Source organism: Pseudochrobactrum asaccharolyticum (assembly GCF_003314995.1).
GTDB classification, from domain to species: domain Bacteria; phylum Pseudomonadota; class Alphaproteobacteria; order Rhizobiales; family Rhizobiaceae; genus Pseudochrobactrum; species Pseudochrobactrum asaccharolyticum.
This window is the reverse complement of the sequence record NZ_QNRH01000002.1, coordinates 286,311-305,648: the sequence shown is the minus strand read 5'-3', so window position 1 is coordinate 305,648 and position 19,338 is coordinate 286,311. Positions and strand designations below refer to the sequence as shown.

General features: G+C 51.5%; 14 protein-coding genes. 8 read left to right on the top strand and 6 right to left on the bottom strand.

The window, feature by feature from the left end; all coding sequences use genetic code 11:
- The first annotated feature begins 202 nt into the window (after positions 1-202).
- Complete coding sequence (locus DFR47_RS05975; protein ID WP_113943489.1) at positions 203-1,588, top strand: pyridoxal-phosphate dependent enzyme; 1,386 nt, start codon at positions 203-205, stop codon at positions 1,586-1,588.
- Between the two features lie 218 nt (positions 1,589-1,806).
- Here DFR47_RS05975 and DFR47_RS21720 read toward each other — a convergent pair whose 3' ends face one another.
- Positions 1,807-1,974: a hypothetical protein gene (locus DFR47_RS21720; protein WP_162930286.1), complete on the bottom strand. Its 168-nt coding sequence runs from the start codon at positions 1,972-1,974 to the stop codon at positions 1,807-1,809.
- An 802-nt stretch (positions 1,975-2,776) separates the two neighbouring features.
- On the opposite strand from DFR47_RS21720, the gene DFR47_RS05970 reads away from it, so the two are divergent.
- Positions 2,777-3,448 carry an HAD-IA family hydrolase gene (locus DFR47_RS05970; protein WP_245416466.1) on the top strand — a complete coding sequence of 224 codons (672 nt, stop codon included), beginning with the start codon at positions 2,777-2,779 and terminating at the stop codon, positions 3,446-3,448.
- Between the two features lie 61 nt (positions 3,449-3,509).
- Here the strand turns inward: DFR47_RS05970 and DFR47_RS05965 are convergent, their stop codons facing one another.
- Both DFR47_RS05965 and DFR47_RS05960 read right to left on the bottom strand, forming a co-directional pair.
- Entirely contained in the window at positions 3,510-4,457 is a 948-nt protein-coding gene (locus tag DFR47_RS05965; protein ID WP_113943487.1) for an XdhC family protein, read from the bottom strand.
- Positions 4,458-4,497: 40 nt separating this feature from the next.
- Positions 4,498-4,935 carry an Lrp/AsnC family transcriptional regulator gene (locus DFR47_RS05960; RefSeq protein ID WP_113943942.1) on the bottom strand — a complete coding sequence of 146 codons (438 nt, stop codon included), beginning with the start codon at positions 4,933-4,935 and terminating at the stop codon, positions 4,498-4,500.
- Between the two features lie 186 nt (positions 4,936-5,121).
- Between DFR47_RS05960 and DFR47_RS05955 the strand changes: the two genes are divergently transcribed.
- Entirely contained in the window at positions 5,122-8,163 is a 3,042-nt protein-coding gene (locus DFR47_RS05955) for an aminotransferase class III-fold pyridoxal phosphate-dependent enzyme (protein WP_113943486.1), read from the top strand.
- Positions 8,164-8,202: 39 nt separating this feature from the next.
- On the opposite strand, the gene DFR47_RS05950 is transcribed toward DFR47_RS05955, so the two are convergent.
- Positions 8,203-8,598, bottom strand: a complete 396-nt coding sequence (locus DFR47_RS05950) for a c-type cytochrome (protein WP_342633953.1) — start codon at positions 8,596-8,598, stop codon at positions 8,203-8,205.
- Between the two features lie 134 nt (positions 8,599-8,732).
- Complete coding sequence (locus DFR47_RS05945; RefSeq protein WP_113943940.1) at positions 8,733-9,128, bottom strand: VOC family protein; 396 nt, start codon at positions 9,126-9,128, stop codon at positions 8,733-8,735.
- 348 nt (positions 9,129-9,476) lie between these two features.
- Here DFR47_RS05945 and ydiJ point away from each other — a divergent pair, with 348 nt between their 5' ends.
- The 4 genes from ydiJ to DFR47_RS05925 all read left to right on the top strand — a co-directional run bounded on the left by ydiJ (position 9,477) and on the right by DFR47_RS05925 (position 16,173).
- Positions 9,477-12,524: a D-2-hydroxyglutarate dehydrogenase YdiJ gene (ydiJ, locus tag DFR47_RS05940; protein ID WP_113943485.1), complete on the top strand. Its 3,048-nt coding sequence runs from the start codon at positions 9,477-9,479 to the stop codon at positions 12,522-12,524.
- A 22-nt stretch (positions 12,525-12,546) separates the two neighbouring features.
- Positions 12,547-13,107, top strand: coding sequence for a L,D-transpeptidase family protein (locus tag DFR47_RS05935; RefSeq protein WP_113943939.1), 561 nt, complete (start codon positions 12,547-12,549; stop codon positions 13,105-13,107).
- Positions 13,108-13,507: 400 nt separating this feature from the next.
- On the top strand, positions 13,508-14,596 hold the full coding sequence (locus DFR47_RS05930; RefSeq protein WP_113943484.1) for a DUF475 domain-containing protein: 1,089 nt from the start codon (positions 13,508-13,510) through the stop codon (positions 14,594-14,596).
- A 155-nt stretch (positions 14,597-14,751) separates the two neighbouring features.
- On the top strand, positions 14,752-16,173 hold the full coding sequence (locus DFR47_RS05925) for an MATE family efflux transporter (protein ID WP_245416465.1): 1,422 nt from the start codon (positions 14,752-14,754) through the stop codon (positions 16,171-16,173).
- A gap of 134 nt (positions 16,174-16,307) precedes the next feature.
- Here the strand turns inward: DFR47_RS05925 and DFR47_RS05920 are convergent, their stop codons facing one another.
- Entirely contained in the window at positions 16,308-17,129 is an 822-nt protein-coding gene (locus DFR47_RS05920; protein ID WP_113943483.1) for a M55 family metallopeptidase, read from the bottom strand.
- Positions 17,130-17,446: 317 nt separating this feature from the next.
- Here DFR47_RS05920 and DFR47_RS05915 point away from each other — a divergent pair, with 317 nt between their 5' ends.
- Entirely contained in the window at positions 17,447-19,186 is a 1,740-nt protein-coding gene (locus DFR47_RS05915; protein ID WP_113943937.1) for an ABC transporter ATP-binding protein, read from the top strand.
- Positions 19,187-19,338 lie beyond the last annotated feature (152 nt).

Here is a 19,338-nt window from a genome sequence, read left to right as displayed (position 1 = left end):
ATTGTGTGAAACAACAAACCTGTAAACCTCTTATCAAAGTAAAAAATCTTAGTTTAATGACGGTATTCTAAAATAATATGTCTTCTGATGTGGTGATAAATCACTATGCTCATATGAACTTAAATCAAAGTGACTGACTTGATAAAATTGCAGATATATTGGGTCGTACACAGCATCATGAGCTGTAAAGGAGCCTATAGCAATGCGATTTGCAAGTGTATTTCCGTCAGTTTTACAGCTTATCGGCCATACGCCGCTTGTTGAACTCAGTGGTTTTGAGACAGGGAAGTGCCGGTTATTTGCAAAGCTGGAAAGTCAAAATCCGTCCGGTTCCATTAAAGACAGGGTAGCACTGAGTATCATTTCGGCGGCTGAACAATCCGGTCAGTTGCGTGCCGGTGGTACGATTGTGGAGGCCACTGCAGGAAATACAGGTCTGGGTTTGGCGCAGGTTGCCGCCTTGCGCGGTTATCGTTTGATTCTCGCTATTCCCGATAAAATGTCGAAAGAGAAAATCCGGCATTTGCGGGCGCTGGGAGCTGATGTCCGCCTGACGCGTTCCGATGTGAGCAAAGATCATCCCGAACATTATCAGAATGTAGCGCGGCGCATTGCCGGAGAAATTCCGGACGCATTTTTTGCCGATCAGTTTTCCAATCCTGCTAATCCGCTGACCCATGAAACCACAACTGGCCCCGAGATTTGGGAGCAGGCTAATCATGCGGTGGATGCCGTGATTGTCGGTGCCGGTTCCGGCGGCACGCTGACCGGCCTTGGTCGCTATTTTCGCACTGTGTCTCCGCAAACGCAGATTATTCTGGCTGATCCGGAAGGTTCGGTTCTGGCGCCATTTATCAGGACGGGGCAAGCAGGGCAGGCCGGTGAGTGGTCGGTTGAAGGAATAGGGCAGGATTATATTCCGGAAAATGCCGATCTGTCTTTTGTCAGTCGCGCCTATACGATCTCCGACCGGCAATCCATTCAGGCTGCCCGTGACTTATTGTTGCGTGAGGGCATACTGGCCGGTGCATCTTCCGGTACTTTGCTGGCAGCAGCATTGCAATATTGCCGTGAGCAGACGGAGCCGAAAACTGTTGTGACGCTGATTTGCGACAGCGGCTCCAAATACTTGTCAAAAATATTCGATGATAACTGGCTGCGTGAGCGGCATTTGTCGGAGCGCATTACCCAAGGCAATCTGGAGGATCTGATTTCGCGGCGCCATCGGGACGGTGCCGTTGAGGTGACAGCACCGGATGAAAATCTGCTGGATGCCTATGGCCGGATGCGGCGTAATGCAGTGTCTCAACTGCCGGTGCTGGATGGTGGCAGGCTTGTCGGTATTATTGATGAAAGTGATATTCTGAAAGCTGTGGAGGGGCCGCCGGAAGGGCGCTGGTCACGCTTTGCCGCACAGGTATCTACGGCCATGACAGGCCAGCCACGCGTGTTGCAGGTGGATGCGCCTTTGAGTGCTTTGCAGAGTTTCTTTGATCGGGACGAAGTGGCGCTGATTGTTGATGGTGAAGATTTTATCGGGCTGATCACGCGCATCGATCTGATTAATCATCTGCGTTATACCGGTTAAAAACAGGCATAAAAAAACGGCCATATGCTGCAAGGTGCATATGGCCGTTTCAGCCTTTTCCGGTCAGTATCAGCTTAATGCAAGCCGCATATATGTACGATGAAGGTACGGCATGTACCGGAAGTACAAGGGCGCTAAGCTCATCTTTTCTTGGCTGTTGTTATGCAGATCCAACCGCCGGAAAACTCTTGTGTAAACTGTTCTGAGTTCAGTACTCCTTAGCCGAAAACGGCAAACAGGCTTGAAGTAATTGCCCAGATAAGAAATGCGGCAGGGACAGCCAGACCGGCCAGAAATATCCCGAGAAAAACAAATGCCGCTTCATCCGTGCGGTTTTTCATTTGATCGGCAGGCTTTTGCCATTGAGCGGGTACACCATCATACATTGCAGGTCTCCTCCGATATAGTCTTAATGAATTTATTATGATCCGAATGTGAAATACTGCAATACTGAATATAAAAAGATTTGAATTGCACGAAAATGATGGTATTAGGTGGTTTGTTGATGGTTTTTAATTAAATTTATTTTGAGTTTTAGGTGAATTTGATTGAAATTAATTGATTAACATGATGATTTCTATTAATTTTACTTTTATACTGCAAGTATTGAAGTATCTGTAATTTCAATAATTGCTGAATTTCTCGAAAAATATGAGATTTCTGTATGGATTGTCGTTGAAATAATCCGCCAGCCTCAAGCCAAATCAGCCTCTGTTGAGTCGGGCAAATCACCGGCATTTTGCTGCGGCGCACAACGCTGCTTTCGTGACATAACGCATGGGGTGGCTGGCTGCCTTGCAATGCTGCATGACTGTTATGCATTATTGTTTATTGTCGGTTTTTTCATCTGCCGTTATATGTCTGTCCATCGGGTTCGTTCTCCTCCTCCCAATTGAGCCCGATGACGGAATGCGGCACTCCTCCTCCCAGCCGCATCCATGATCAGGCCGCGCATCTCCTCCCCCGCGCGGCCTTTTTCTTTTCTCCCGAGACTTTTTGATTCTGGCGCTTGCCTGCTTTGCAATGTTTGTCTTTCAGGCGAAAGCATTCTTCAAATTTTGTTCGAATCTTTGCTGAACCCTGTTTGATTTTGAACAGGGCAGTGTAAAAGTGCAGTGCCTGATCTCGTCTGACAGGCCGCAGTTCTTATTTCCTGCCGTTTATTCATTGCCTATGAAGGATATAAAAGTGAAGCAGCGCGATAGTTCGGTATTTCTGAATTCCTATTCCGGTTTCTTGTTCGACATGGACGGAACTCTGGTCAATTCTATTCCTGTTGTGGAACGGATCTGGCTGGAATGGGCAGCTGAACACGGGCTCGACGGACAAGCATTGCTGCAACAGGTGCATGGCATCCGCGTTGTTGATGTGGTGAAAATGCTGAACATGCCGCATCTTGATCCGGACGCGATTGCGGCAGCTTTTTTAGCCGAAGAAATGCAGGACTTTGCGGGTATTCGTGCCATTGCCGGTGCAAAAGATTTTCTTGCCAGTCTGCCTGCTGATCGCTGGACAATTGTCACCTCTGCACCGCGTGAGCTGGCAGAAGCGCGTCTGGCAGCCGCCGGTTTGCCGGTGCCGGAAACCATTGTCGTAGCGGAAGATGTGAGCGCGGGTAAACCTGATCCGTCCGGTTATCGTCTGGGCGCGCAGCGTCTTGGCTTTGATGCTGCCGATTGTCTGGTTTTCGAAGATGCACCGGCCGGTATTGCGGCAGGTGAGGCGGCTGATGCGCAGGTCGTGGTTATCAGTGAAACCCACAGCCATCCGGTTAAAGGCGGCAGCGTCGAATTCCGAGATTTCTCCCGTCTCGGCATGATGCAGGACAGCGACGGACGTTTGCGTCTCAGCGTTGGTTAAAGCGGTTCATTTAAATTTGAGTTTTGAACCGCTTTACACTTTTGCTGGAAATGCTGCCTATTCAGGCCTGACGATAGGCCTGAATAATCTCTGCCAGAATGGCCACGGCAATTTCTGCCGGTTCCTGTGCGCTGATCGCAAGACCGATCGGCGCATGGATGCGCTCCAAAGTCCCTGCCTCAAAACCGGCTGCTGTTAAACGCTCCAGACGTTTGGCATGAGTTTTACGGCTGCCTAAAGCGCCGATATAGAAGCAGTCACTGTTTAAAGCTGCACTCAAGGCCGGATCATCGAGATGTGGAATATGGCTGAGCGCTACAAGCGCCGTAAAACTGTCCGGCTGATTGGTTCTGAAAAACGCCTCCGGCCAGATTTCATGTAAAGTGACAGACGGGAAGCGTTCCGCCGTGGCAAAGCCGCTGCGCGGATCAATTATGCTCAGATCATAGCCGGTTGTACGTGCCATTTGCGCCAGCGCCTGAGCGATATGTACGGCACCGATTACCAGAATATGCGGTTGCGGACGGTAGGTTTGAATAAAACCGGTTTCATCGAGCTGAGTGATCCTGGCATTATCCGGTGCAGGGATTAGCGTGATCTGTCCGGTTGTCAGATCCGTCCGGCTGGTGATGCGCTGACGTTTAATCTGCGCCTGTACGATTTGTGTCACCACATCATGCATGGCTGCATCATAGGGCGCGATCAGCAGCCGGATCGTGCCGCCGCAGGATAATCCCGCAGACCATGCCGTTTCATCGCTGATACCAAAAGACAGATCACGGGCTTGTCCGGTTGCCAGTACTTCGGCGGCTTGTGCAATCACTTCTGCTTCAATGCAGCCGCCGGAGACTGAGCCTTCAAAATTACCCTGATCATCGCAAATCAGATGGCTGCCCGCAGGGCGTGGCGCAGAGCCCCAGACGGAAAGAACGGTAACCAGAGCCAGCTTGCGCCCCTGTTCAAACCAGTTTTGCGCAAGATGCAGCGGATTGGCGGTATGTTTTTCCATGGAGAGTATCTCCTTGTCAGGGTCATTTTGGGTAGAAACTTTATTTATCGCGCAGGATTTCACGGCGCAGCACGATACTGGTTGTCAAATCTTCCACATTTTCGATTTCAGCAATTTTGTTGCGAATTTCGTTCAGAGCATTGATGGAAGGTACTTCTACTTCCACCACCAGATCAAGCTGGCCGCTCACAGAAGAGACTTTGCGCACCGCTGGTAATCCGGCGAGAATATCAAGAATGGAAATGCTCGGCGTACGTTTCAGGGTAATCATCAGAAAAGCCTGCAAAGCTGCATCATCCAGCAGGCCGATATCAGCGCGGTAGCCACGGATGACGCCGTTTTTTTCAAGACGGGCAACGCGTTCGCTGGTGGCGCTGCGGGACAGGCCAACCCGCCCTGCAAGGGTCTTCATCGGAATGCGGGCTTCCTGAGACAGAATGGTCAGGATTTTCTGATCTGTTGCGTCAATATCCTGCATCATTCCCCCTCTGAAACGGCACGATCCTGATGGTGAAAATAGCGACCGGCAAAGTGACGGTTACTTGAAACAAAGTGCCGGTGCAACCGGCACTTTGTCTGATGCGCATCTTTTTATGCTGTGCAAATCTGTGAAAATACAGATGCAACACCTGTCTCAAAAACAGGCAGACAAAACGGAACAGCCATGCTTGATACCGCGCCGCAGTTTTCACTTACCGATGCCGCTTCTCTGCTTCACACTCATTATGGCCTGAGCGGTGACTTGTCGCCGCTCAATAGCGAGCGTGATCAGAATTTCAAAGTGACCACGGCAGATGGCAAAATCTTTATCCTGAAGATTATCAATGCATCCGAGCCGGTGGTGGAAAGCCGTTTTCAGACCGCATTGCTGGGGCATATCCGTGATCATGCCGGTCATTTACCGGTGCCGCATATTGTGCCGACGCTGAAAGGCGACAGCCTTGCCGATACGCTTTCCGTCAATGGCGACGTGCATAATATCCGTTTGGTCGGCTGGGTTGATGGCCTGCCGCTGGCAGAATCCTCCCGCTCATTGCAGGCGCTGGAAGGCTTGGGTGAACTGCTCGGCCAGTTCGATGCGGCTTTGCAGGGCTTCATGCATGGCGGTGCATTGCGCGATCTGGACTGGGATATTACCAAAGCCGGTCGCTCCAAAGACCGTTTGCATTTTGTCAAAAATGCCGATGACCGTGCTCTGCTTGAGCGTTTCATTGCCCGTTTTGAAACGCAGGTTGTGCCAAAACTCGGCACCTTACGTTCCGGCGTAATCCATAATGATGCCAATGACTGGAATGTACTTGTCGGCAATGACAATCACGATGTGATTGCCGGTTTGATTGATTTTGGCGATGCGCTTTATACGCCGGTCATCGCGGAAGTGGCGATTGCTGCCGCCTATGCCGGTCTGGATCATGATGCACCAATCAGCGCCGCTGCGGCTATCGCAAAAGGCTTCCACAAACACTACCCGCTGCGTGAGGAAGAGCTGAACTTAGCGTATGATCTGATCGCTATGCGTCTGGTAACCTCGGTTACGATTTCCGCTTCTCGTCATGCAGAGACAGAAGATAATCCGTATCTGGCAATCAGCGAAAAACCGGCATGGGATTTCCTGCGTAAGCTCGACCGGATGGAGCCGCTATTTGCAACAGCTATCCTGCGCAAAGCCTGCGGTTTTGATGCAGTTTCCGGCGCTTCGGCAACGGTCAGCTGGCTGAAAAACAACCGCTCCAAGCTTTTGCCATTGCTGGATAAACCGGTCGCTGCTTATCCGGCGGAACTGGTACCTTATGGCGACCCTACCCATCCGATGACCATCAAATCGGCGGAAGAGCAGCCGGTAATTGCCCAGCAAATGTGGGAAGAACATTGCGCTGTTACCGGTTCGGAACTCGGTATCGGCCCGTGGGGGGAAGAGCGTACCGTTTATGCGGGTACGATGTTTGAATCCAAGCTGGTCAAAGGCAAGCGCCGCACTTATCACCTAGGTCTTGATCTGTTCATGGCTTCCGGCACACCGCTTTATACGCCGCTTGATGCGATTGTCCGCAGCGTTGATATCGAGCCGGATCCGCTGGGCTATGGCTGCCTGATTACTCTGGAACATCGTCCGGAAGGTTGCCCGCCATTCATTTCGCTCTGGGGACATCTGGCGCATGAAGCAGGTAACCGCCTCAAAGCAGGCGATGTGCTGAAAGCTGGTGATCTCGTCGCCTATATGGGTGATGAAACCGAAAACGGCCATTGGGCACCGCATCTGCACCTGCAGATTTGTACTGATACCCGCCTGACGGCGATGGATATTATCGGCGTGGGCGAAGAAGCCTATCTCGATGTCTGGGCAGAACTGTTTCCGGATGCGCGCAACTATGCCGGTATGGCCGAAGAGTTCTATCAGCAGTCGGGTCGCAGCAAAGAAGAAATCGTGGCCATGCGCCGCGAGATGCTGTTGCCGAACCTGTCGATCTCTTATGAAGATCCGATCAAATTTGTGCGCGGCGACGGCGTTTGGCTGATTGACCATAAAGGCCGTGCCTATCTCGATTGCTTCAACAATGTCTGCCATATCGGCCATGCTCATCCGGCTGTCGTGGAAGCAATGGCAAAACAGGCCTCAACGCTCAACACCAATACCCGCTATCTGCATGATAATATCGTTGCCTATGCGGAGCGTCTGACGGCGACCTTGCCGGATAATCTCACTGTTGCCGGTTTCACCAATAGTGGTTCGGAAGCCAATAGCCTGGCTCTGCGCATGATGCGCGTGCATACGGGGCGCGAAAATGCGGTTGTGCTCGACTGGTCCTATCATGGGACGACGCAGGAGCTCATTGATATCAGCCCGTATAAATTCAACCGCAAGGGCGGCAAAGGAGCCAAGCCGCATGTTTATGTGGCACAGGTGCCGGACAGCTACCGTGCGCCAAAAGACTGGTCACCGGAAGACCATGCCAAGCTCTATGCGGAAAGCGTGGCCGAACAGATCGCGCTGATGCAGGCAAAGGGTGAAGGTCCGGGCTTTTTCATCGCGGAATCCATTCCGAGTGTGGCCGGTCAGCTCTTTATGCCGGATGGTTATCTCAAGGAAGTTTACAAGATGATCCGCGATGCCGGTGGCATCTGTATCGCTGATGAAGTGCAGGTCGGTTTCGGTCGTGTTGGCAGCCATTGGTGGGCGTTTGAAACACAGGGCGTGACACCGGATATCGTGACCATGGGCAAGCCGATCGGTGACGGTCATCCGATGGCAGCAATGGTCACCACCCGTGAAATCGCTGACAGCTTCAATAATGGCATGGAATATTTCAACACATTCGGCGGTAATCCGGTGTCCTGTGCCGTTGGCCTTGCTGTTCTGGATGTGATTGAGAGCCAGAACCTGCGCGGCAATGCGCTGACGATCGGCAATTATCTGATGGATTCTTTCCGTGAGATGCAGAACCGTTATGAAGTGATCGGCGATGTGCGTGGTCTTGGCCTGTTCCTCGGTATTGAACTGGTCAACGATCGTTACACCAAAGAACCGGCGACTAATATTGCACGCGCCGTGTGCAATGTCGCCCGCCGTCGCGGTATTTTGATGGGGACAGAAGGCCCGTTTGATAATGTGCTGAAAATGCGCCCGCCAATGATCTTCAGCAAAGCCAATGCTGATCATCTGCTGAATGTACTGGATGAGGCTTTCGCAGAAGTCACGAAGAAGTAAGTTAAACAAAAGGCCGGTGAAATTCACCGGCCTTTTGTTTTATTGCGCTGATTTTGAGCGGATATAAGCAAATAAATCGCTGATATCTTCGGGCTTTTTCAGACCAGCAAAGGCCATTTTATTGCCAGGCATGAACTGCTTCGGTGCAGTCAGATAAGCGGTAAGAGTGGCTTCATCCCAGACCATGCCTTCTTCACCGGCTTTGGTCATGGCAGGGGAATATTGAAAGCCTTCAGCTGTTGCTGTTTTGCGGCCGAAAATATTGACCAGATGCGGGCCTACGCGGTTTTTTGCGTCTTCAACAGTGTGGCAGGCTGCGCATTTCGCAAAGACTTTTTTGCCTTTATCAGCATCACCTTCCGCATATGCAGGTTGAATAAAAGCAAAGCCGGAGAGGATAACAAGACCGATAAAATTCTTCATTGCATTATGCATAGCCACACCTTGTTTAAGCCACTAAATGTGTCCCGACCTTAAAAGGAATTTGTTGCAGCAAAGCAGGATTTAACGTCGCTGCGACAAAGCGATCCAGAGAAACAGGTGCAGATTAAGTGAGGCTTATAGGGTGTTTATTTAAAACGGCCGCCACGCTGCAAAACTTCGATTTTGTAACCGTCCGGATCGGTAATGAAGAAGAAATGGCCGACCGGCACACCGTCCGGTTTGAATTCAATCAGCTTACCAGGATTGAGACCGGCTTGTTCAAGACGGGCATGTTCTGCATCAAGGTCAGACACTGAAACAGCGAGATGGCCGTAGCCGTCACCCAGATTGTAAGGTTCAGTGCGGTCTTTGTTGATTGTAAGTTCAAGTTCAAACTCGCTTTCCGTATTGCTCAGGTAAACAAGCGTGAAAGCCTGAAAATCAAGCCGCTCAGCAATGTCGAGATCGAAAGCAGCTTTGTAGAATGCCAGAGAGCGGGCTTCATCAAGCACGCGGATCATGGAGTGAATGTTTTTTGCCATCGGAACACCATTCATGAGGGATTGGAATGGGCTTTCTTGCAGATTCTGCCTTGTTTGTCCTGTCTGGCGACCATCTTTATTCCGGTTGTGAGGAATATATAAGCCAATTCGCATGACTTCATGCCAATGCGTGACAAAGTAGACGGTTGCGCATGATTGGAAAGAGCCGTTGAAAACGCTAAAGCATGTTGCAGTTAAATGGATTCATTTAACGTTCGCGAACATGCGACAATTAAGAGAATCTAGAGCGAGTGCCATGAGTGCGATTAAGCGCGACACGCTCTATGACATCTGTGAAAGACGGGCCGCTTGCACAGATAGGCAACCGGCAAATGCGGAGAGAATTGCGTGATACCATTCCTGCAGGCAGACGTTCTGGCAAAACCGGAGCCTTTGGATTTTTACGATGCGTTGCGGCTGAGCAGCTTTGGCGGTGATATTGAATTCAGCGCGGCGACAACCACCGTTTATGCAACCGACAATTCCGTTTATCAGGTGCAGCCGCAGGGCGTGATCTATCCGCGTGGGTTTGAAGATTTGCAGCAGATTGCGCAGTTTCTCCAAAGGCAAGAGTTCCGGCATCTGAAAATGGCGATGCGCGGTGGCGGAACCGGCACCAACGGCCAGTCGCTGACCGACGGGATTGTCGTTGATACCTCACGCTATATGAACCGTATTCTCTCGATTGATCCGGAAAAACGCATTGCCCGTGTGCAGAGTGGTGTAGTCAAAGATCAGCTCAATAAAGCACTGAAACCTTATGGCCTGTTTTTCGCACCGGAGCTTTCAACATCGAACCGTGCCACCATCGGCGGTATGATCAACACCGATGCCTGCGGGCAGGGCTCTTGTCTCTACGGTAAGACCTCCAATCATGTTTTGGGCTTACGTGCCGTTTTGATGGATGGCAGTGAGCTGAACACCAGACCGGTTTCAAAGATAGAGCTGCAAGAGTTACAGAAACCGGATAATCGCAGTGGTGCAATCTATCGCCTGATCGATGAGATCGAGCACGATAATCGCGACCTGATTGATAAGACTTTCCCGAAGCTCAACCGCTTTTTGACCGGTTATGATCTGGCGCATTTACGCGAGGATGACGGCGGGCTTAATCTCAATTCTCTGCTGTGCGGTGCGGAAGGAACATTGGCGCTGATCGCTGAGGCCGATCTCAATCTGCTGCCGATTCCGCGTTTCGCTGCACTGATCAATATCCGCTATGATGATTTCAACACCGCACTGCGCGATGCCCGTTTCCTCACCGGATTGCAGGTAGCATCGGTTGAGACAGTGGACGCTAAAGTGCTGTCACTGGCGCGTGGCGATATTATCTGGAACCGGATTGCGGATTATTTTCCGTCAGAGGAAGGCAAGCGCACAGACGGTATCAATATTGCCGAAGTGCTGGCTGACAGCGCTGCCGAACTGGCAGAAAAAATTCGTTTTGTCAGCCAGTCTCTGGCGGCTTCTCCGCAAAGCGGCCGTCATGGTTTTACCACCACAGAAAAGCCGGATGATATTGAAGCGATCTGGACAATGCGCAAACGCGCGGTTGGTCTGCTTGGCAATGTTGAAGGCGCGCGCCGTCCGGTGGCATTTGTGGAAGATACGGCGGTGCCGCCGGAAAATCTGGCCGATTATATTCTCGAATTTCGCGCGCTGCTGGATGGTGAAGGGCTGGATTACGGCATGTTCGGCCATGTCGATGCAGGCGTGCTGCATGTGCGTCCCGCACTTGATCTGTCTGACCCCGCACAGGAAATAATGATCCGCCGTATTTCCGATGCGGTGGTGGCATTGACGCTGAAATATGGCGGCGTGTTGTGGGGCGAACACGGCAAGGGTGTACGCTCGGAATATGTGCCGGAGTTCTTTGGCCCGCTTTATCCGCAATTGCAGCGTATCAAAGCGGCTTTTGATCCGTATAATCAGCTCAATGCCGGTAAAATTGCTACGCCGGATGATCAGCCGCTGACCAAGATTGACGAGCTGGCCTTCCGTGGTCAGAAAGACCGGATTATCCCTGCGGATGTGCGCAATGCTTATGATAATGCGCCATATTGCAACGGTAATGGCGCTTGTTTTGACTTCAATACAGATTCCGCTATGTGCCCGTCTTTCAAAGGCAGCGGCGACCGGCGTTATTCTCCGAAAGGCCGCGCTTCGCTGATCCGCGAATGGCTGCGCCTGCTGAGCGAAAAGGGTATTGATCCGCGCCGCTCGGCACAGGCGTTGCGGGATAAGCCGCTATGGAGTGGCTTGTTTAGTCGTATCAGCAACAGTCTCGGCTCGAAAAACCGTGATGACTTTTCCCATCAGGTGCGTGATGCGATGGATACCTGCCTTGCCTGTAAGGCTTGTGCAGGGCAATGTCCGGTCAAGGTCAATGTTCCGGCCTTCCGCTCCAAATTCCTTGAGCTTTACTACAGCCGCTATCTGCGTCCGCTGAAAGACCCGCTGATTGCCTCGATTGAACATATGATGCCGCTGGTTGCTAAAACTGGCAGGCTTTATAATGGCGTGATGGGCAGTGGTCTTGGCCGTTGGGGTATGAAACAGGTTGGCCTTACAGCTCTGCCGTCCCTAAGCGATGTGCACCTGACAAAAGAACTGCGCACCCGCAATATTCAGATGGCGGATGCAAATGTGCTGAATAATCTGAGCACAGCGCAGAAAACCAAAGCGGTTATTCTAGTGCAGGACAGCTTCACGAGTTTCTTCGATACACAATTGTTGCTGGATGTGCTGGATCTACTGAAAGCGCTTGGCTTCACACCTTATCTGGCCGAGTTGAAACCAAACGGCAAAGCGCAGCATGTGCATGGTTATCTGAAGTCTTTCACCCGTACGGCGCGCAATACCAGTCTTTATCTCAACACTCTGGCGCAAAGCGGCGTGCCGCTGGTCGGGCTTGATCCGTCGATGACGCTGACCTATCGCAGTGAATATCGTTCCGCGCTGCCAAATGAAACCGTGCCGGATGTGAAGCTGCCGCAGGAATGGCTGGCGCAGCATCTGGGGCAGATTGCCTCCGGCATTAAACCATCGGCTGAGCGCAGCACGCAGAATTATATGCTGCTGCCGCATTGTACCGAAAAGACCAATGCCACGCCGACAATTGCGGCTTGGGTTGCGATCTTCAAACATTTCGGCATCAATATGGTGATCGGCGAAAGCGGTTGCTGCGGTATGGCCGGTACTTTTGGGCATGAATTGCGCAATCGTGCGCTGTCCGAAAATATCTATGATCTGAGCTGGCGGCAGAAAATGCAGACCCATGGCCGCGAGCAAATTGTTATGGCCACGGGTTTTTCCTGCCGTTCGCAGGTTGAGATCATGGAAAAGACGCAAATTCAACATCCTTTGCAGGTTCTGAAGCAGTTGATTGCTTCCTGATCTCTTCTTTGCAACGGGTCGCATGATTTCAAAGCGCAGAAAAATTTTAGCCGTTCTGTTGGCGCTGGCTCTGACCGTGCCGGTTGCGGGCTTTGCTTATACGAAAGTGCTGGGACGTTTTGGTTCCGGCACTGCACCTGCAATGGCAGCGGTTGAACAGCAAGCGGATAAAATCATTGTGCGCAAAGGTAAGCGTGAATTGCAATTGCTGCGCGGTGATGAAGTCTTACGTACCTATCGCATTGCGCTGGGAGGCGCACCGGCAGGTCATAAATTACAGGAAGGCGATCAGAGAACGCCGGTCGGAGATTATGTGATTGACTGGCGCAATCCGCGTTCCATGGCGCATCTCAGCCTGCATATTTCTTATCCGAATGAGCAGGATGTCCTGAGAGCCAAAGAAGCCAATGTTGCACCCGGCGGCAATATTATGATCCATGGCCTGGCAAATGGCTGGGGTGCGTTCGGAGCGTTTCATCATCTCTGGGATTGGACAGATGGTTGTGTGGCCGTGACCAATAGTGAAATGCAGGAGATCTGGTCATTGGTGCCGAATGGTACGCCGATTTTGATTTCTGAGTAATCATGTTTGAAATATGACCTTTTTTGATCAAAATTTGGCTTCTGCCCTTGAAGCCGGAGCATGAATGCTTAATTATCTAAAATCTGTAGTATGAAGGCTGCGGAAATTTCTGCTGGTGAGAGGCACCGGCATCCGCCTTGCGATTGTTTTAAGCAACCGGGTTGATCATTACAGAACTAACACGGTACCGGGCCCCTCTGGCGAGAGTTTTACGGCGCTCTCGTGATGTCGGTACTGCCGCAAATTTAGCCGGCGGACATGTGATCATGAAAATCTGTTTCATGTTTTTTGCGGAAGGCCATCAGGCCAGTTCCGCTTTTAACTCTTGTTCTCACTCTGAAAATTCATATCGGGCAGACCGGTCTCCGGCCTTTAATCCGGCCAATAAGGAGATCGTGAAATGAGCACGTCTACACCTCATAAAACTGTTCTGAGTTATTTTACCTGGTCATTCATTGTCACCGTTGTTGGTCTGGCGCTGGGCGCATGGCTTGGCTGGCAGACTACCGGAACAATCGGTGGCATGGCCTCGATCTTCTTTATCTGTGCGGTTCTGGCCGTGCTGGAAATCTCGTTGTCTTTTGACAATGCAGTGGTCAATGCCAATAAGCTGAAAGACATGACGCCGGAATGGCAGCATCGCTTTCTGACCTGGGGCATTATCATTGCCGTTTTTGGTATGCGTATTATCTTCCCGCTGCTGGTAGTGGTGATTGCTGCGGGCATCGGCCCGATTGAAGCGATTGTACTTGCTGCATCGAAGCCGGAAGAATATGCGCGGATCATGACAGATGCGCATCTGCCGATTGCTGCTTTCGGCGGTACATTCCTGCTGATGGTGGCGCTGACCTATTTCTTCAACTCCGATAAGGATGTGCACTGGTTCGGCCCGCTGGAACGCCCGATGGCGCGTCTGGCTGAAATCAAAGGTATTGAAGTTGCTATTGTTCTGATCCTGTTGCTGACTTTCTCGTCGGTGCTGGGTGAAGTGGAAGGCACAACATTCCTTTATTCCGGTATTTACGGTTTGCTGACTTTCCTTGCAGTGGAAGTTCTGGGTGGTATCCTTGATGCCTCGCAGAAGACGCTGAATGCAGCAGCACAGGGTGGCTTTGGTGCTTTCCTTTATCTTGAAGTGCTGGATGCCAGTTTCTCATTCGACGGTGTGATCGGTGCATTTGCCCTGTCGCAGAACCTGTTCGTGATTGCGATTGGTCTGGGTATCGGTGCAATGTATGTGCGTTCCATGACTATTATGCTGGTAGAAAAAGGCACATTGAGTGAATACCGCTATCTGGAACATGGTGCATTTTATGCGATCCTGATCCTCTCGGTGGTGATGTATTTCCAGACACTCGTGCATATTCCGGAAGTCATTACCGGTCTTGGCGGTGCGGTGCTGATCGGTGTCGCTTTCTGGGCATCGGTTCGTCACAATCGTCGTGAAGAGGCACATGCCGAAGAGGGCAAGACTGTTGCTGCTGAATAATCAGCCTCTTGCTTCTGTTTGAATTACAAACCGCCGGAGTGATCCGGCGGTTTTTTTATATTTTGCAACATTGCAAAACAGGGATTATTGCTCATGTTGTGACAGTAATGATGAGAATGATCGGCACACATGTGCAGCGGGAACGGAAAGCAGCAATGACAAAGAGCGGACAAGACATCAGTGACGGACAGGCTATACCTGTTGCGGTTACGGCAGAAGCGGTGAAACCACCTATGCCACAGGGCTTGTGGCGCTCCTATATGTTGATTTTTCTGCCTATGTTGCTGTCCAATGTGTTGCAGGCAGCGTCCGGTACGCTGAATGGTGTATTTGTCGGCCGGATGATGGGCGTCGATGCACTGGCTGCGATGTCTGCTTTTTCACCGGTGTTCTTTTTGTTTCTCGGGCTGATTATTGGTCTCGGCGCCGGTGCAACCGTGCTGATCGGTCAGGCATGGGGCGCGCGGGATATGGTCAAACTCCATGGCATCGCGGGTAGTGCGGTGGCGATGGTGATGACCGTTTCGGTGACTGTGGCTATTCTCGGCGGATTATTTTCTGCGCAACTGATGGCATTTCTTGGCACACCGCAGGCCGTACTGAACGAATCCGCTCATTATGCCCGTATCATGATGATGGGTATGCCGGTGATTTTCCTGCTCTGGCTGATGAGTAATATGAGCCGCGGTGTCGGTGATGCGGTTAGCCCGCTCTGGGCGCTGGTGATTGCCACCGGCGTTGCTATGGTACTGACACCGGTTTTCATTGAAGGATGGCTGGGTTTCCCGCAGCTGGGTGTCATGAGCGCTGCCGTATCAACAGTGATTGCTTCCGCTGCGGCACTGCTCTGGCTGATCTGGCACTGGAACCGCCGTAATCATCCGATGGCCTTTACACGGCAATTTCTGGCGCTGGTGCGGTTTAACGGCAGCTATTGTAAAACAATTCTGCGTGTCGGATTGCCGACAGCTTTGCAGATGCTGACAATCGCTTTTGCCGAAATCGTACTGCTGGGACTGGTCAACGGACATGGCACGCAGGCGACAGCCGCCTATGGTGCTATTGTGCAGACATTAGGCTGGGTGCAGTTTCCGGCTATTTCTATCGGGATCACGGCTTCCATTCTGGCAGCGCAGGCTGTCGGAGCAGGGCGCACCGAGCAGGTGCATAAGATTGTTATTGCCGGATTGCAGCTGAACTGGCTGGTCACCGGTTCCTGTGTGGCACTGGCTTATTTACTGTCGGGATACATTACCAGTGCGTTTTTGACCGAGCAGTCCGTGGCTGATCTGGCGGCGCATTTGCTGCATATCGTGCTCTGGACGATTGTGCTGTTTGGCATGAACAGCGTGTTTATGAGCGCGATGCGGGCGAGCGGCGCGATTTATGCGCCGACTGCATTGACGATGAGTGCCATTTTACTGGTGGAAATTCCCGCAGCTTACACGTTCAATCACTGGATCGGTATTGACGGTATCTGGTGGGCTTATTCGCTGACTTTTGCAACGATGCTGTGCCTGCAATCGGGCTATTATTATTTCATCTTCAGGAAACGGAAAATTGTGAAGCTGATTTAGAGCGCCATGTGCCAGACTTGGCACGACACAAGGTCGCTCTAATATTTTAAAATGAGAGCATAATTTTACCTTAAACTGATCCAAGTTTAAGGAATTATGCTCCAAACAAACCGGCAGTGCCGGCTTTTTCGTTATTATCTCACATTGGCTGCGAGGCCGGAGAGAACGCCCATCCAGCCGACAGCCTCAGCAACATTCTCGCAGTCAAAGCTGATGGTGGTGGCGTCCGGACGTTTGGCGCAAGGGATAATCGCCATCTGATCGGCAAGCAGCGGGGAATTCATGATGAATTCCGCATGGATGCGACCGGTAAAGGGCTTCCAGACTTTGAGCTCGTTTTTACGCTCAACAGCCTTTTTCGCCAGATCGCGGATCATTGTGCGCGCATTTTGCACGGAAACCTGACGGGCTGCACGGGTGCCCAGTGCAGTTTTGACCGTGGCAAATTCAGCCTCAGGGAAGAACGGACGGTTTTCCTGTTCGGTCTGATCATCGCCGCTGATCAAAGCCACCGGCACACCGAGTTCACCGGCATAGGCGCCGTAAAAGCCGGGTTCACCAACAATCTGACCATTGAGTTTAATAGTGCGGAAGGCAAAGCCATTGGTTGTGTGCGCGAGTACCCCATATTGCGCGGCACTGGCATGGTGGCCGGTGAAGAACAACAGGTCAAAGCTTTCATCCAGACCGGCAGCCATATTGAATTTTTTCGGGCGGCCAAGGATCAGCTCTGCTGCCGGATGCAGCATTTCCGGAATAATATTGACCATCGGGCCGTGAGAGTCATTGACCAGAATATATTTCGCACCGCCTGCCAGTGCGCCTTCAATGGCGGCATTGACTTCTTCTGTCATTAAGCGGCGTGCACGTTCATATTCCGGATTGCCGGGCTGACCCTGCTCGGATGTTACAACACCTGCAACACCTTCAATATCCGCACAAATATAGACTCTCATACTTTCCCTCCGGTAATCATGATTGATTCCGTTTTCCAATCGTTACCTTGACAAAAAAGCCCCGCAGCTTCAACCGAAGTGCGGGGCCTGAAGGACTTAAAATCTTATAGATAGAGCAGATGAGCTGAAGTCGCCGCTGTCCATGACGGGAATTTATGGCCGGTTAACATCATACTGTGTTGCCGATAAATCATACCGGCCGTGTTCCTGTCCGTCAGTAATTTATTCTGTTGCAAGATAAAGCTTTTGCACTACAACCGCCTGTAACTTGAATGAAACTATCAGATTTGTACGGACGGATGGCGGGGGAAAACAGTATGACGGATATATTAAAGCGGTTTTTTGCCTATTATCGCCCGCACAAGCTTCTCTTTGCCGTAGATTTTTGCAGTGCTGTTCTTTCCGGTCTTCTGGAACTGGCTTTTCCGGTTGCGGTGACATTGTTCATCGACCGGTTGCTGCCGACCAATGAGTGGGGGCTGATTTCTCTCGCTGCTGTTGGTCTGCTGTGCGTTTATGTTTTCAATGCCGGTTTGCAGGTGGTTGTGACCTATTGGGGGCATATGCTCGGGATCAATATCGAGACCGAGATGCGCCGCAAAGCCTTTGATCATTTGCAGAAACTATCTTTCGGTTATTTCGATAATCAAAAGACCGGTCACCTTGTGGCGCGTATGACCAAAGATCTGGAAGAGATCGGCGAGGTCGCCCATCACGGCCCTGAGGATCTGTTCATTGCGATTATGACACTGATCGGTGCTTTCCTGCTGATGTTCTGGGAACATTCAACACTGGCGCTGATTACTGTGCTGATTGTGCCGGTCACCGCATGGGTTACCCTGCGCTTTGGTGGCCGCATGACCACGACATGGCGCGCACTTTATGGCCGCGTGGCGGCGTTCAATGCGCGTATTGAAGAGAATGTCGGCGGTATTCGTGTGGTACAGGCTTTCACCAACGAAGATCATGAACGTGCACTGTTTGCAGAAGATAACCAGAATTATCGCAATACCAAGCTTGAAGCCTATAAGGTGATGGCCGCATCAACCTCGCTGAGCTATCTGTCGATGCGCTTCATTCAGGTTGTGGTGATGCTGTGCGGCGCTTATTTCGTTATCCGTGGTGATCTGACTGCCGGTGGCTTTGTCGGCTTTCTGTTGCTGGTAAGCGTGTTCTTCCGCCCGATTGATAAGATCAATTCTGTGATCGAAAGCTATCCGAAAGGGATTGCCGGCTTCCAGCGCTATCTGGAATTTCTCGACACGCGCCCTGATATTGCGGATCGCAGCAATGCCCGTGATGTGGGGCAATTGCAGGGCAATATCCGTTATGATCAGGTGTCATTTGGCTATCAGGATAACCGTGCGATTGTGCAGGGGCTTAATCTGGATATTCAGGCGGGTGAGACCATTGCTTTTGTCGGCCCGTCCGGTGCGGGTAAAACGACAATCTGTTCGTTGCTGCCCCGTTTCTACGAGGTCACTGAGGGCGCAATTAGCATTGACGGCATTGATATTCGCGACATGACTTTGAAGTCTCTGCGCAGCAATATTGGCATTGTCAGTCAGGACGTGTTTCTGTTTGCAGGAACGATCCGTGAGAATATTGCTTATGGTCGTCTGGATGCGAGTGATGCCGAGATTATGCAGGCGATGGAGCGGGCACGTCTGAGTGACGTGGTTGCCGGTCTGCCAGCGGGGCTGGATACGATTATCGGTGAGCGCGGGGTTAAACTTTCCGGCGGGCAGAAGCAGCGTCTGGCAATTGCGCGTATTTTCCTGAAAAATCCGCCGATCCTGATTTTGGACGAGGCAACCTCTGCGCTGGATACTGAAACCGAGCGCGCCATTCAGCAGTCACTGGCTGAACTGTCGGTCGGGCGTACCACTCTGGTGATTGCACACCGTCTTGCCACCATCACCAATGCGGATCGTATTGTTGTGGTACAGCACGGACGCGTTGCTGAAGAGGGCAGCCATGAGCAATTGCTGGCGGCGAAGTCGGGGCTTTATCGTCAGTTGCTGGAAGCGCAGAACCGGAGTGTTGCAGACGCCTGAAGCGATTGTACCGGCGTTGTGTAATATGCCGGTCTTTGCCTGCTCGCGGTGCACTAAATTCCTGATTGCTTCACAATGTACTCTGTGAATTTGTCTTCCATACGTGAACGCTGTGTTTAGTGATATTACCAATTGATACGATACCGTATGGT